The following is a 12,864-nucleotide window of genomic DNA, read 5'->3' on the forward strand; positions in this document are numbered from 1 at the left end:
GGAACATCTAGCATGGGCGACGACGCCGACGAACGGAGAAATGTCCCGTGATCACCGCCATCGTGCTGATCGACTGTGCCACCGACGCGATCCCCGAGGTGGCGGAGACCCTTGCCAGCCTCTCCGGCGTCAGCGAGGTCTACTCGGTGGCCGGGCACGTCGACCTCATCGCCATCGTCCGGGTCCGCGAGTTCGACGAGATCGCCCAGGTCATCGCCGGCAGCATCTCCAAGGTGCCGGGCGTGCTCAACACCGAGTCGCACATCGCCTTCCGGGCGTACTCCCAGCACGACCTGGAGGAGGCGTTCGCGATCGGCCTGTCCAGCGCCGACTGACCAGCGCACGCACGGCGGCCGGTCCACCCGTGCGGGTGGACCGGCCGTCTGCTGTCGCTACGTCAGCTCACGCCGGGAGCCGGCGTCTCGGTGGTGCCGCCACCCGGAGCCGGGGGCTCGGTGCCGCCACCCGGAGCCGGCGACTCGGTACCGGTGCCACCCGGAGCCGGGGACTCGGTGCCAGTGCCACCCGGGCTGGGCGTACCGCTGGCGCTGGTCTGCGGAACCGGGATGCCCAGCTTGTTGGCGAGCTGCACCAGCTCGTCATAGTGCGCCTGCAGCGTCGGCAGAGCCGTCTGGGCCAACTGGACCACCGACTGCTCGGAGCCCTGCGAGATCTCCGTCTGGGTGGCCTGGATGGCCTGGACGTGGCCGGCCAGCTCACTTGTCACCCAGAGCCTGTCGAACTCCGCACCGCTGGCGTTGTTCAACTTGTCGATGACCGCCTGCTGATCGGCGCTGGGCTCGTTCGGCAGCTCCACCCCGAGCTGGGACGCGGTCTGCTGCACTGTCTGGTCCAGCTGGGTGTGGTCGGTCTTCAGCATCGCGCCCAGGTCCTTCACCCCCTGGTCCTGACCCTTCTGCTGGGCCAGGTCACCGGCGGTGATCTCGAACAGGTTGACCTGGTGTACCGCCTGCAGGTACTGGGTGTCCTGCGTCGACGGCTGTGCCGCGGCCTGCGCGGCCGCAGCCGGCGCGACCCCGACCAGTACCAGCGCGGCCAACAGGCCGAGGCGTTTGATACCCAACATGCTTCCCCCCCTTGAGACGTTGGACCGCACGGATACCCGGCTCACCGGGGTTATTCCTGCGATCGCCCGTCGCGCGGGGTCGACCGGTCCCGCCGTGGCCGTCCGACTCCTGGCCGGATGGGGCGGTGGGTGCCCAAACGACGTGGCGCCCGCCGGGATCCGGCGGGCGCCACAAAACGGTGCGTTCGGGCGGGTCAGCGGCGGCTCTCGCCGCTGCCGATCTCCTCGCGCTCGAGGCGGGCCTCGACGGGCGGGTGCCCCGGCGAGACGGGCGCCTCGACCGGCTTCTCGATCGGGTAGAAGAAGCCCCGAATGGCCGGGCCGAGCGCCCCCAGCCGGTTCATCTTCTTCGGCACGACCCAGCCGACGTACTCCAGCTCGCCGTGGCCGTCCGCGTGCCCGTTCGACGCGCTGAGCGGCTGGTGCACCTCGACGAACCGACCGTCCGGCAGTCGCCGGATGATGCCGGTCTCCACGCCGTGCGCCAGCACCTCCCGGTCGTGCTGCTGAAGGCCCAGGCAGAGCCGGTACGTCACGTAGTACGCCAGCGGCGGGACCACAAGCAGACCGATCCGGCCCGCCCAGGTCATCGCGTTCAAACTGATCTGGAACTTGTCGGCGATCACGTCGTTGGCGCCGGAGAGCGTCAGCACGACGTAGAACGCGACGGCCATGGCACCCACCGCGGTCCGAGCCGGGACGTCGCGGGGCCGCTGGAGCAGGTTGTGGCTCTTGCGGTCCTTGAGCTGCCGGGCTTCCACGAACGGGTACATCGTCGACAGGCCGACCAGGATGCCGGGCAGTACGACGGTCGGCCAGAACAGCGGCGGGATGACGTACCCGCTACCGATCGGGATGGTGATCTCCCAGGCCGGCATGAGTCGGGTCGACCCGTCGAGGAACATGACGTACCAGTCGGGCTGGCTGGCGGCCGAGACCACCCACGCCTCGTACGGGCCGAACAGCCAGATCGGGTTGATCTGGAACAGGCCGCCCATCAGCGCGATGACGCCGAAGACGACCATGAAGAAGCCGCCCTGCTTCAACGCGTACCGCGGGAACATCCGCTCGCCGACCACGTTGTTGTTGGTCCGGCCGGGGCCGGGCCACTGGGTGTGCTTCTGCTGGAAGACCAGGCCCACGTGGACGCTGATCAGCGCGAGCAGCAGACCCGGGATGAGCAGCACGTGGGCGATGAAGAACCGGCTGATGATGATCGTGCCCGGGAACTCGCCACCGAAGATCGACGAGGTGAGCCAGGAGCCGATCACCGGGATGGACAGCATGATCGCCGAGGCGATCCGCAGGCCGGTGCCGGACAGGCCGTCGTCCGGCAGCGAGTAGCCGGTGAAGCCGGCCAGGAAGCCGACCCAGAACAGCAGCGAACCGATGATCCAGTTGGTCTCGCGCGGCTTGCGGAAGGCACCGGTGAAGAAGACCCGCAGCATGTGCACGACGATCGCGGCCATGAACAGCAGCGCCGCCCAGTGGTGCATCTGGCGCATCACCAGACCGCCCCGGACGTCGAACGAGATGTCCAGGCTGGAGGCGTACGCGGCGGACATGGGGGTGCCCTGCAACGGCGCGTAGCTGCCGTCGTAGACCACCTCGGTCATCGCCGGCTCGAAGAAGAAGGTGAGGAACACACCGGTCAGCAGCAGCACGATGAACGAGAACAGCGCGATCTCGCCGAGCAGGAACGACCAGTGGTCCGGGAAGACCTTGTTCAGCAGCTTGCGCAGCGGGGTGGCCACCGCGAAGCGGTCGTCCACTCCCACCGCGGCCTTGCCCGGTGTCGCCGCAAGGTCAAACTTTCGACGCTTCATGGCCGCTCCCAGAAGTCAGGCCCAATGGTCTCGGTGTAGTCGGACTTCGCCACGAAGAAGCCCTCGGAGTCCACCTCGATCGGCAGCTGTGGCAACCGCCGGCTGGCCGGGCCGAAGACCGGCTCGGCGTTCCTGGTGATCAGGAACTGGGACTGGTGGCACGGGCAGAGCAGCCGGTTGGTCTGCTGCTCGTACAGGCTGGCGGGGCAGCCGGCGTGCGTGCAGATCTTGGAGAAGGCCGCGTAGTTGCCCCACATGTAGTCGCCGTGGCCGATCCTCTCGTTGGCCCGACGCGACTCCTGCGCGTCGGAGTCCCGAAGGTGGATCAGCAGCGTCGGCGAGTCCGCGTGCCGGTTGCTCACGCCGTGTTCGATGCCGGGGAAGACGGTCACCTGGCCACCGGCGCTGATGTCCGACGGGCGGACCGGCCGGCCGTCCTCGCGCACCAGGCGGATCCGCCCGCCGCCCTCGGCCGAGGCGAACCCGGTGGTGAACATCTGGTTGTTCTTGTGCGGCTGGGAGATCAGACCGCCGACCAGTGGCGCGGCGGCGACCGCGGCGACCGGCGCGAGACCGGCCAGCACCGAGATGCCGAGCAGCGGGCGACGCTTCACGCCCAGCTCGTCCGCCATGTAGAGCATGGTCTGGCCGGTGATGGTGCGGCCTTCGGAGTCCACCTGCCCCATGTGCCGGTCCTGGATCGAGACCTCCTTGGGCAGCAACTTCTTGCCCCAGGTCAGGATGCCGAAGCCGACGGCGAGCAGGGCGATGCCGAGGGTGGCGCCCAGCAGCGGGGTGTACCACTTGTCGCCGCCGCGGCCCGGCTCGTACTGCCACGGCCACCAGATGTAGATGGCCAGGAAGGCGGTCGCGGCCAGCCCGGTGAGCAGGAAGAAGCCGGCGACCACCCGGGTCAGCCGACGCTCCGCCTTGGTGCCGGGAAGCACCTGCGGCTCGTAGTGGACGATCTCGATGTCGTCCCGACGCGCGCCCTCACGAACGATGTCGAACCGGGTCAGTGTGGGGTCGTTCACGTCGAGCGGCTCCTGGCCCTGCGGGGCCTGGTGCTCGGTGTGGGTGCTCATGCCGTCACCTCGCTACGGGTGGCGCCAAGCGGCACCACAGCGCTGATTAGGAGTATCCGCTCGGTCACGACTTGCCCGCAATCCACAGGCTGGCGAAGACGAGCGCCACGATGCCGACCAGGAAGATCGCCAGGCCCTCGGTGGAGGGGCCGTACCGCCCGAGGTTGAACCCGCCCGGGTCCTGGTCGTGCTTCAGCGTCTCCTGGATGTAGGCGATGATGTCGGCCTTCTGCTCCGGCCGAAGCTGGTTGTCGCCGAACACCGGCATGTTCTGTGGGCCGCTCAACATCGCCGCGTAGATCTGACGGTCGGTCGCGGGGTGCAGGCTCGGGGCGAACTTGCCCGAGGAGAGCGCGCCGCCGCCACCACCGAACGCGTGACACTGCGAGCAGTTGATCCGGAACAGCTCACCACCGGACGCGACGTTGCCGTCCTCGCGGAGGTCGTCGCCCGCGGGCACGACCGGGCCGCCGCCCAACTCCTGGATGTACTGGGCGAGCTGACGGGTCTGCTCGTCGGTGAAGACGGGGGGCTTGCGGTGGGCCTGGGCCTCCTGGCGGGCCAGCGGCATCCGCCCGGAGCTGACCTGGAACTCGACCGAGGCCGCGCCGACGCCGATCAGGCTCGGCCCGCGACCCTCGACACCCTGGGCGTTGCGGCCGTGACAGGTCACACAGCTCACGTCGAACAGCGCCTTGCCCTCGGCGGCGGCACCGGTCAGCTGAGGGTTGTCCTGCGCCTGGGCACCGGGGGCGAAGACGGTGTAGGCGCCGCCGGCGAGCATCAGCGCGGCGATCAGCCGGACCGCGGCGCCCAGCCGGCGGCGGCCCCTGCTGCGCGCGGCGGGCCGCTCGCGCAACCGCGCGAGCAGACCGCGTCGGCGGTCGTTGTCAGAAGTCATGAGCGGTGTCCTTAACCGGTTGGACCTGTCTCAGGGGACGGAGCAGCAGCGCGGAATGTGACGCGCAAGATCACTGGAGCCAGTAGATCATGGCGTACAGCCCGATCCACACGACGTCGACGAAGTGCCAGTAGTACGACACGACGATCGCCGACGTCGCCTGCGCCGGGGTGAACCGGCCCATGGTCGTACGGACCATGAAGATGATGAAGGCGATCAGACCGCCGGTCACGTGCAGGCCGTGGAAGCCGGTGGTCAGGTAGAACACCGACCCGTACCCGTCTCCGTTGATCTTGATGCCGTCCTCGACCAGGTGCCGGTACTCGTTCAGCTGGCCGAGCACGAAGATCAGGCCCATCACGAAGGTGACGGTGAACCAGCGCCGCAGCGCGTGCACGTCGCCCTTCTCCGCCGCGAAGACGCCGAGCTGGCAGGTCACGGAGGACAGCACCAGGATCACCGTGAAGGTGGTCGCGTACGGGATGTTCAGCGCCTCGGTGTGCTTCTCCCACTGCTCCGGCGCAGCCGCGCGGATCGAGAAGTACATCGCGAACAGCGCCGCGAAGAACATGAGTTCGCTGGAGAGCCACACGATCGTCCCGACGCTGACCATGTTCGGTCGGGTCAGAGAGTGGATCCGGCTCTTGTCAATGGCTGGGGCCGCAGTCACGCCGTCATTATTGCCCCTGACCGGGGCCGGCGATCAGCGGGGTGGCAAACCTGCGCCTTCCGTGGCCCGGGCGTCAGGGTCCGGTTCGCCTGGCCTAGCCTGAAAAGCGTGCTGCACGTCGATCCGATCCTCGCCGCCACCTCGACACCTCCGCCGTTCACCGTCGGCGCGGTGCTGACCGAGACCCGGCTGGACAGCTGGCTGGCCCTCGGCCTGGTGCTCGCCGCCGGCCTGTACCTCTACGGGGTGCACCGGCTGCGCGTGCGCGGCGACCGCTGGCCGGTCGTCCGTACGGTGTTCTTCCTCGGCCCCGGGCTGGGCGGTATCGCGCTGGTCACGGTCAGCGGGCTGCACGCGTACGACACGGTGCTGCTGTCCGTGCACATGATCCAGCACATGGTGCTGTCCATGGTGGCGCCGATCTTCCTGGCGCTTGGCGCGCCGATGACCCTGGCCCTGCGGACCCTGCCGGTCGGGCCACGCAAGCGCCTGCTGGCGATCGTGCACAGCCGCGTCGCCAGGGTCTACACCTTCCCGCTGGTGGCGTTCGCGATCTTCGTGGTCAACCCGTTCGTGTTGTACTTCAGTGACCTGTACCGCTTCACCCTCGAACACGCCTGGGCGCACGAGTTGGTGCACGCGCACTTCATCATGACCGGCTGCGTGTTCTTCTGGCCGCTGCTGGGCCTCGACCCGCTGCCCGGCCGCTGGCCGTACCCGGCGCGGGCGCTCCTGATGCTGCTCTCGGTGCCGTTCCACACAGTGCTCGGCCTCACCATCATGCAGAGCACCACGCTCTTCGGCGGCGACTGGTACCCGTCGCTCAACCTGAGCTGGGCCGACCCCCGGGCCGACCAGGTGGTCGCCGGCGGCATCCTCTGGGCCGGTGGCGAGTTCGTCAGTGTGACGATGCTCGCGGTGCTGGTGGTGCAGTGGATCAAGCAGTCCGAGCGGGAGGCCCGCCGCGTCGACCGCGAGCTGGACCGCCAGGAGGCCCGCGAGCGCGCCGCCGACGCCGCACCCGCCTGAGCTGCCCGGACGGTACGCCCCGACCCCTGGCACCGGGCGGGATGTCGGCTACGTCACGCCGACCGGTACGATCGGCGGGCAGCTACGAGGTGGGAGTCAGTCCAGCCATGAGCGATCGTCTTTGCACCGTCTTGCTCTACAGCGACGACCCGCAGGTCCGTGACCGGATGCGGATGGCCGTCGGCACCCGGCCCGCGCCCGGTCTGCAGATCGAGTTCGTCGACGCCTCGACCTACGCGGAGACCATCCGACTGGTCGACGACTACGAGATCGACCTGCTGCTGCTCGACGGTGAGGCGAGCCCGGGTGGCGGCATCGGCATCGCCCGGCAGATCAAGGACGACCGGGACGACGCTCCCCCGACCTGTCTGGTGATCGCCCGCGCCGCCGACCGATGGCTGGCCGCGTACGCCGAGGTCGACGCCACGCTGGTGCACCCGCTCGACCCGGTGACCACCGGCGGCACGGTGGCCGAGCTGCTGCGGACGCACGCACCCGCCTGACGTCCCCCAGCTGTCCGGCACCGTCGCGGCGCCGGACCCTCCGGCGCCCGTTCCAGCCCACCCGCACTTCGCACGCTCGGGAGGCCCGCCATGGGCGATCGGACCTGGCCGCACCTGCTCAACTCGCTGCTGCACGGCGAGGAGCTGTCCACCGCCGACACCGCCTGGGCGATGGACGAGATCATGACCGGTTCGGCGAGCGCGGCGCGGATCGCGGGCTTCGCCATCGCACTGCGGGCCAAGGGCGAGACCCCCGCCGAGCTGGCCGGTCTCGTCGAGGCGATGCTGGGTCGCTCGGTTCCGGTGGTGCTCCCCGAGGAGGTACGCCGCACCGCGCTCGACGTGGTCGGCACCGGCGGTGACCTCGCCCACACGGTCAACATCTCCACGATGACCGCGCTGGTGGTCGCGGGCGCGGGCGTCCGCGTGGTGAAGCACGGCAACCGGGCCGCCTCCTCCCTGTGCGGCACTGCCGACCTGCTGGAGTTCCTCGGGATCCCGCTGGACCTCGGCCCCGAACAGGTGGCCCGCTGCGTCGAGGAGGCGGGCATCGGGTTCTGCTTCGCGGCCCGGTTCCACCCCGGCATGCGGCACGCCGGCCCGGTCCGCCGGGAGGTGGGGGTGCCCACCTTCTTCAACTTCCTCGGCCCGCTGACCAACCCGGCCCGCCCCCGCTCCGGTGCGGTCGGCTGCTTCGACGCCCGGATGGCCCCGGTGATGGCGAGCGTGTTCGCCGCCCGCGGCGACTCGGCGATCGTGATGCGCGGCGAGGACGGCCTGGACGAGTTCACCACTGCCGCGCCTACCCGCGTCTGGGCGGCCCAGGGCGGCACCGTGCGCGAGGCCGTGCTGGACGCGACTGACCTGGGGGTGCCCCGGTCCACCCTCCAGGATCTGCGGGGCGGTGACGCCGCGTACAACGCCGCTGTGGCCCGTCGCCTGCTGGCCGGTGAGACGGGTCCGGTCCGGGACGCGGTGCTGGTCAACGCCGCCGCGGCGCTGGCCACCCAGGGTCCGCTCGACGGCGACCTGACCGAGGCGCTCCGCGCCGGCATGAGCCGCGCGGCCGAGTCGATCGACTCGGGCGCGGCCGCCGCGACCCTGGACCGCTGGATCAAGACCGCCGCCGCCCTCGGACCGGCGCCCGTCTGACGGTCGCCCTCCGACGGCCAGCGGGCCGCGGAGATTTGTCGGACCCGCGTGGAAAACTACAGGCGAGTGGTTCTCCGCTTCCGTTGTGCGTCGTTGTCGCATCCGGGGCGGTTCACCTGGAGTGAGAAGGAGACACCCGTGTCGCACCGCGAGCTCTACTGCGATGTCTGCGAGGGCGTGGCGCCTTTCGAGGCGCCGCCCTGCGTCGACGGCCACGACACCGACTGTCCCGAGCTGATCTGCACCGGCTGCGGCGCGGCAGTGCTGATCGCCACGTTCACCCTTCCGGTCACCCGGTTGGCGCAGCGCCGACACCCCCAGCCCATCCACCGCGCCGCCGCCTGACACTCACCGCGCCGCCCGGCCTCCACACCGCCCGGGCGGCGCCACGACGAAGGCCCGCTCCCCGAGGGGGATGCGGGCCTTCGTGGCGTACGGGTCGGTCGCGACGGCGACCGGGTGGATCAGTGTTCGGCGGTGCGCCGGGTGCCGCTGTAGTACTCGAACAGCAGCCCGCAGGCGGAGAAGACGACCGCCACCAGACCGGCGCCGATCAGCCAGTACTGCCAGAACACCAGGCCGAGCGCGGCGATCGCGGCGGCCAGCGCCAGACCGAACGGCCAGTAGCTGCCCGGGCTGAAGAAGCCGACCTCACCGGCGCCGTCGGCGATCTCGGCGTCCGGCCGGTCCTCGGGGCGCAGGTCGATGCGGCGGGAGACGAACCAGAAGAAGCCACCGCACATCGAGCAGAGCAGGAACGACAGCAGCAGGGCCACCGTGCCCACCCACTCGACGCCGCCGGACGCACCGTTGGTCCAGGCGCCGTAGAGGATGGTGGCACCGAAGAGGAACGCAGCGATGATCAGGAAGATACGCCACTCGGTCTTCATGCGGCTGCCTCAGCTTCCCGTGCGGGCCGGAACGTCGTCCGGGTTGAAGTTGTCCTGCGTCCGCCGGGTGTCGAACGGCTGCGTGGTCTGCGCGTACGGCTGCTCGCCGATCTGGGCCAGCGCGTCCTGCGTCGACTTGCCGCTCTGCTTGGCAGCAAGGAACTGGTCGTACTTCTCCGGCGAGACCACCCGCAGCTCGAAGTTCATGAACGCGTGGTAGCTGCCGCACAGTTCGGCGCAGCGCCCGACGTAGGCGCCCTCGGCGTCCAGGCTGGAGACCTCGAACACGTTGCGGATCTTGCCCGGCATGACGTCCCGCTTGAACAGCAGCTCCGGCACCCAGAACGAGTGGATGACGTCGCGGCTGGTCTCCTCGAAGCGGATGGACCGGCCGGTCGGCAGCACCAGCACCGGAATGACCTCGCTGGTGCCGAGCGTCGACGCGGTGGTGCGGGCCTCGGTGCCCTGGCCGTCGCGGTAGTTGAACTGCCAGTTCCACTTGAAGGCGACGACCTCGACAGTGACGTCCGGGTTCTTCGACAACTTGTCGACGTCGGTCTGCACGATCGCCGTGTAGTAGAAGAGCACGGAGACGATCAGGATCGGCGCGATGGTGTAGAGGAACTCCATCGGCAGGTTGTAGCGGGTCTGCACCGGCAGCGCGTTGCCACGCTTGCGGTAGCGCACGACGCACCAGAAGATCAGGCCCCACACGAAGACGCCGACGGCGAGCGCGGCGATGCAGGAGGCGATCCACAGGTCGTACATCCGCTTGGACTCCGCCGAGATGCCGCCCTGCGGCCAACCGAAGCCGTCAAACGCCTGACCCACATCACAGCCCGTGAGCAGGATCAGCAGCGCCACGCCACTGAGACCGAGCCCGGCCAACCGACCAGCACCACGCCCCCGGCGTCCACCGACCCCTGGCGAAGCGCTGTGCCGTACGGCCGACGGCCGTACCTCCGAACTCCTTGCGACCACCTGGTCCTGCCTCCCTAGCGCGCCGCGGTGCGTCTTTCGTCAGCACCGGCGGCAAAGGCGTCACCGACGGTCGCAGATTACTCGACCATGACGGACTCGACAGTGGTGGGGTCACTGCCCGCCCCCCATTGGGGGGATGATGGGCATACCGCCGCGATACCGTGTCGATCTGTGAGCGCGAGGCGCGAGCCGGGGTTGCGAGCCCCGCAGTCGCGAACGAAGGCGGGTCTGTGAGCGCATCCCCTGTCTACCTGGACGCGGCGACCGCCGCGCCGATGCACCCGGTCGCGCGGCAGGCGCTGCTGGCCGCCTTCGACGACGGCTGGGCCGACCCGGGCAAGCTCTACGCCCAGGCCCGCCGGGCACGACAGCTGCTCGACGCCGCCCGCGAGGCCACCGCGCTGACGCTCGGCGTCCGCCCGGACGAGGTGTCCTTCACCCCCAGCGGTACGACCGCGGCCCACGGCGCGGTGCTCGGCGGCCTGGCGGCCCGGCACCGGGTCGGGGCGACGCTTGTGCACTCGGCGATCGAGCATTCGGCGGTGCTGCACGCGGCGGAGCGACACGTGGCGGCGGGTGGGACCGCGACCGACGTGCCGGTCGACCGGTGGGGCCGGCTGGACCTGACCGCGTGGTCGGCCGCCGTGCGCGCGCCCGGAGTCGCGCTGGCCGCGCTGATCACTGCCAGTCACGAGGTGGGGACCGTGCAACCGGTCGCCGAGGCGGCCGCCGCCTGTGCGGAGGTGGGGGTGCCGCTCTACGTCGACGCCGCGCAGTCGGTCGGCCGGGTGCCCCTGCCGGTCGGCTGGTCGGTGCTCAGCGCGAGCGCGCACAAGTGGGGCGGCCCTCCGGGGGTGGGAGTGCTCGTGGTGCGCAAGGGCACCCGCTGGGAGTCACCCTGGCCGGCCGACGAGCGGGAGGGTGGGCGTACCCCGGGGGTGGTGAATCTGCCGGCGGTGGTGGCGGCGGCGGCGAGCCTGCGGGCGGCGGCGGCGGACGCGGCGGCCGAGGCGACCCGGCTGGACGCGCTCGTGGACCGGATCCGGACGCGGGTCGCGGTGGAGGTGCCCGACGTGGAGGTGGTCGGCGACCCGGTGCTCCGACTCCCCCACCTGGTCACCTTCTCGTGCCTGTACGTCGACGGGGAGGCGCTGCTGCACGCGCTGGACCGGCGGGGCTTCGCCGTGTCGTCCGGTTCGTCCTGCACGTCGTCCACGCTGCGTCCGTCCCACGTGCTGGAGGCGATGGGGGTGCTCTCGCACGGCAACGTGCGCGTCAGCCTGCATCGGGAGACCACCGAGGCGGACGTCGAGCGGTTCCTCGGCGAGTTGCCCGGGATCGTCGCCGAGTTGCGGGCCGAGGCTGGGGTGGTGGGGCTGTGACGATGCCGGACGAAGTGATCGACTGTCGGGGCCAGCGTTGCCCGCTACCCGTGATCGCGGCGGCCCGGCGACTGCCGCAGGTGCCGGTCGGCACTGTGGTCCGGGTGCTCGCCGACGACCCGGCGGCGGCGGTCGACATTCCCGCCTGGTGCCGGATGCGCGGTCAGGAGTTCCTCGGGTCGGTCGACGGACCCGACGGCCCGGCCTACGACGTCCGCCGCTCGCACTGAGGTCCGCGGCCTCGGTCGTGGGCGCCGAGCAGCACGTCACATCGGTGCTGCCCGGCGCTGAGCGATTACGGCAGCAGGTGGGGGCGGATCTCGTCGGCGGCCTCGTCGCCGTAGGACTCGGCCAGGCGCTTGACGAACAGGTCGCGGCGGACGTCGTACTCCTGGGTTCCGACGGTTTCCAGGATGAGTGTGGCCAGCAGCGAGCCGACCTGGGCGGCCCGTTCCAGGCCGACCCCCCAGGAGAGCGCGGTGAAGAAGCCGGCCCGGAAGCCGTCGCCCACGCCGGTCGGGTCGACCGCCCGGATCTCCCGCGCGATCGGTACGTGGATCGGGTCGATGCCCCGCCCGGCGATCTCCACGCCGTGCTTGCCCAGCGTGGTGACCCGCACCTTGACCAGGTCCAGCAGTTGCTCGTCGCTCAGCTTCGCCTTGCTCTGCAACAGCGACTTCTCGTAGTCGTTCGTCATCAGGTACTCGGCGCCTTCGATCAGCGCCACCACATCCTCGCCGGGCATCCGGGCGAGCTGCTGCGACGGGTCGGCGGCGAACGCGTACCCGCGGGTGCGGCACTCGGCCGAGTGCCGCAGCATCGCCTCGGGGTCGTTGGCGCTGACCAGCACCAGGTCCAGTCCGCCGATCCGGTCGGCGACCGGAGCGAGCTCGATGTTGCGGGCCTCGCTCATCGCGCCGGCGTAGAACGACGCGATCTGGCACATGTCGGTGTCGGTGGTGCAGACGAACCGGGCGGTGTGCGCCACCTCGCTGATGTGCACGGAGTCGCAGTCGACGCCGTGGCGCTCCAGCCAGGAGCGGTACTCGGCGAAGTCCGCCCCCACCGCGCCGAGCAGCACGGGGCGTAGGCCCAGCTGTCCCATGCCGAAGGAGATGTTCGCGGCCACACCGCCGCGACGGAGCACCAGATCGTCAACCAGGAAGGAGAGGGACACCTTGTGCAGCTGATCGGCGATGAGCTGGTCGGCGAAGCGACCGGGAAAACTCATCAGGTGATCGGTGGCGATCGAGCCGGTCACGGCGATCTTCATGTCAACCCTCGGGGTCGGGAGCAGGGCGCGGTCAGCCTACCGGCCCGGCATTCCAACGGTGGTTGCGTCCCGTCGGTCGGACACC

15 protein-coding genes are annotated in these 12,864 nt (G+C 70.3%); 7 read left to right on the forward strand and 8 right to left on the reverse strand.

Going from position 1 to position 12,864, the window contains the following annotated elements; all coding sequences use genetic code 11:
* Positions 1–47: 47 nt before the first annotated feature.
* The gene (locus tag ACQPWW_RS25530; protein WP_433126040.1) at positions 48–335 is read left to right on the forward strand and encodes an Lrp/AsnC family transcriptional regulator; all 288 of its coding nucleotides are present in this window, start codon (positions 48–50) and stop codon (positions 333–335) included.
* A gap of 62 nt (positions 336–397) precedes the next feature.
* On the opposite strand, the gene ACQPWW_RS25535 is transcribed toward ACQPWW_RS25530, so the two are convergent.
* The 5 genes from ACQPWW_RS25535 to ctaE form a co-directional block, all read right to left on the reverse strand.
* Complete coding sequence (locus ACQPWW_RS25535) at positions 398–1,087, reverse strand: DUF4142 domain-containing protein (protein ID WP_433126042.1); 690 nt, start codon at positions 1,085–1,087, stop codon at positions 398–400.
* Between the two features lie 194 nt (positions 1,088–1,281).
* Positions 1,282–2,913 (reverse strand): cytochrome bc1 complex cytochrome b subunit, encoded by a 1,632-nt coding sequence (qcrB, locus tag ACQPWW_RS25540; RefSeq protein ID WP_433126043.1) that lies wholly within the window; start codon positions 2,911–2,913, stop codon positions 1,282–1,284.
* On the reverse strand, positions 2,910–3,998 hold the full coding sequence (qcrA, locus tag ACQPWW_RS25545) for a cytochrome bc1 complex Rieske iron-sulfur subunit (RefSeq protein WP_433126045.1): 1,089 nt from the start codon (positions 3,996–3,998) through the stop codon (positions 2,910–2,912). Before qcrA ends, qcrB begins: the two co-directional genes overlap by 4 nt.
* Before the next feature lie 64 nt (positions 3,999–4,062).
* A complete protein-coding gene (gene qcrC / locus ACQPWW_RS25550) occupies positions 4,063–4,899 on the reverse strand; it encodes a cytochrome bc1 complex diheme cytochrome c subunit (protein WP_357811910.1) in 837 nt (278 codons plus the stop codon).
* A 70-nt stretch (positions 4,900–4,969) separates the two neighbouring features.
* Positions 4,970–5,569, reverse strand: coding sequence for an aa3-type cytochrome oxidase subunit III (ctaE, locus tag ACQPWW_RS25555; protein WP_124820713.1), 600 nt, complete (start codon positions 5,567–5,569; stop codon positions 4,970–4,972).
* 108 nt (positions 5,570–5,677) lie between these two features.
* Here ctaE and ACQPWW_RS25560 point away from each other — a divergent pair, with 108 nt between their 5' ends.
* The 4 genes from ACQPWW_RS25560 to ACQPWW_RS25575 all read left to right on the forward strand — a co-directional run bounded on the left by ACQPWW_RS25560 (position 5,678) and on the right by ACQPWW_RS25575 (position 8,598).
* Positions 5,678–6,598: a cytochrome c oxidase assembly protein gene (locus tag ACQPWW_RS25560; protein ID WP_433126047.1), complete on the forward strand. Its 921-nt coding sequence runs from the start codon at positions 5,678–5,680 to the stop codon at positions 6,596–6,598.
* Positions 6,599–6,705: 107 nt separating this feature from the next.
* The gene (locus ACQPWW_RS25565) at positions 6,706–7,101 is read left to right on the forward strand and encodes a hypothetical protein (protein WP_145779657.1); all 396 of its coding nucleotides are present in this window, start codon (positions 6,706–6,708) and stop codon (positions 7,099–7,101) included.
* A 90-nt stretch (positions 7,102–7,191) separates the two neighbouring features.
* Complete coding sequence (gene trpD / locus ACQPWW_RS25570) at positions 7,192–8,253, forward strand: anthranilate phosphoribosyltransferase (RefSeq protein ID WP_433126049.1); 1,062 nt, start codon at positions 7,192–7,194, stop codon at positions 8,251–8,253.
* Between the two features lie 138 nt (positions 8,254–8,391).
* On the forward strand, positions 8,392–8,598 hold the full coding sequence (locus ACQPWW_RS25575; RefSeq protein ID WP_433126051.1) for a hypothetical protein: 207 nt from the start codon (positions 8,392–8,394) through the stop codon (positions 8,596–8,598).
* 119 nt (positions 8,599–8,717) lie between these two features.
* Here ACQPWW_RS25575 and ACQPWW_RS25580 read toward each other — a convergent pair whose 3' ends face one another.
* A complete protein-coding gene (locus ACQPWW_RS25580; protein ID WP_433126052.1) occupies positions 8,718–9,143 on the reverse strand; it encodes a cytochrome c oxidase subunit 4 in 426 nt (141 codons plus the stop codon).
* A gap of 9 nt (positions 9,144–9,152) precedes the next feature.
* Positions 9,153–10,124, reverse strand: a complete 972-nt coding sequence (ctaC, locus tag ACQPWW_RS25585; protein WP_433126054.1) for an aa3-type cytochrome oxidase subunit II — start codon at positions 10,122–10,124, stop codon at positions 9,153–9,155.
* A gap of 230 nt (positions 10,125–10,354) precedes the next feature.
* Between ctaC and ACQPWW_RS25590 the strand changes: the two genes are divergently transcribed.
* On the forward strand, positions 10,355–11,506 hold the full coding sequence (locus tag ACQPWW_RS25590; RefSeq protein WP_433126056.1) for a cysteine desulfurase family protein: 1,152 nt from the start codon (positions 10,355–10,357) through the stop codon (positions 11,504–11,506).
* A complete protein-coding gene (locus ACQPWW_RS25595) occupies positions 11,503–11,736 on the forward strand; it encodes a sulfurtransferase TusA family protein (protein WP_355032384.1) in 234 nt (77 codons plus the stop codon). Before ACQPWW_RS25590 ends, ACQPWW_RS25595 begins: the two co-directional genes overlap by 4 nt.
* Positions 11,737–11,801: 65 nt before the next feature.
* Here ACQPWW_RS25595 and ACQPWW_RS25600 read toward each other — a convergent pair whose 3' ends face one another.
* Complete coding sequence (locus ACQPWW_RS25600) at positions 11,802–12,779, reverse strand: carbohydrate kinase family protein (RefSeq protein ID WP_433126057.1); 978 nt, start codon at positions 12,777–12,779, stop codon at positions 11,802–11,804.
* Positions 12,780–12,864: the final 85 nt, after the last annotated feature.

Source organism: Micromonospora sp. CA-240977, assembly GCF_050942285.1.
Taxonomy (GTDB): domain Bacteria; phylum Actinomycetota; class Actinomycetes; order Mycobacteriales; family Micromonosporaceae; genus Micromonospora.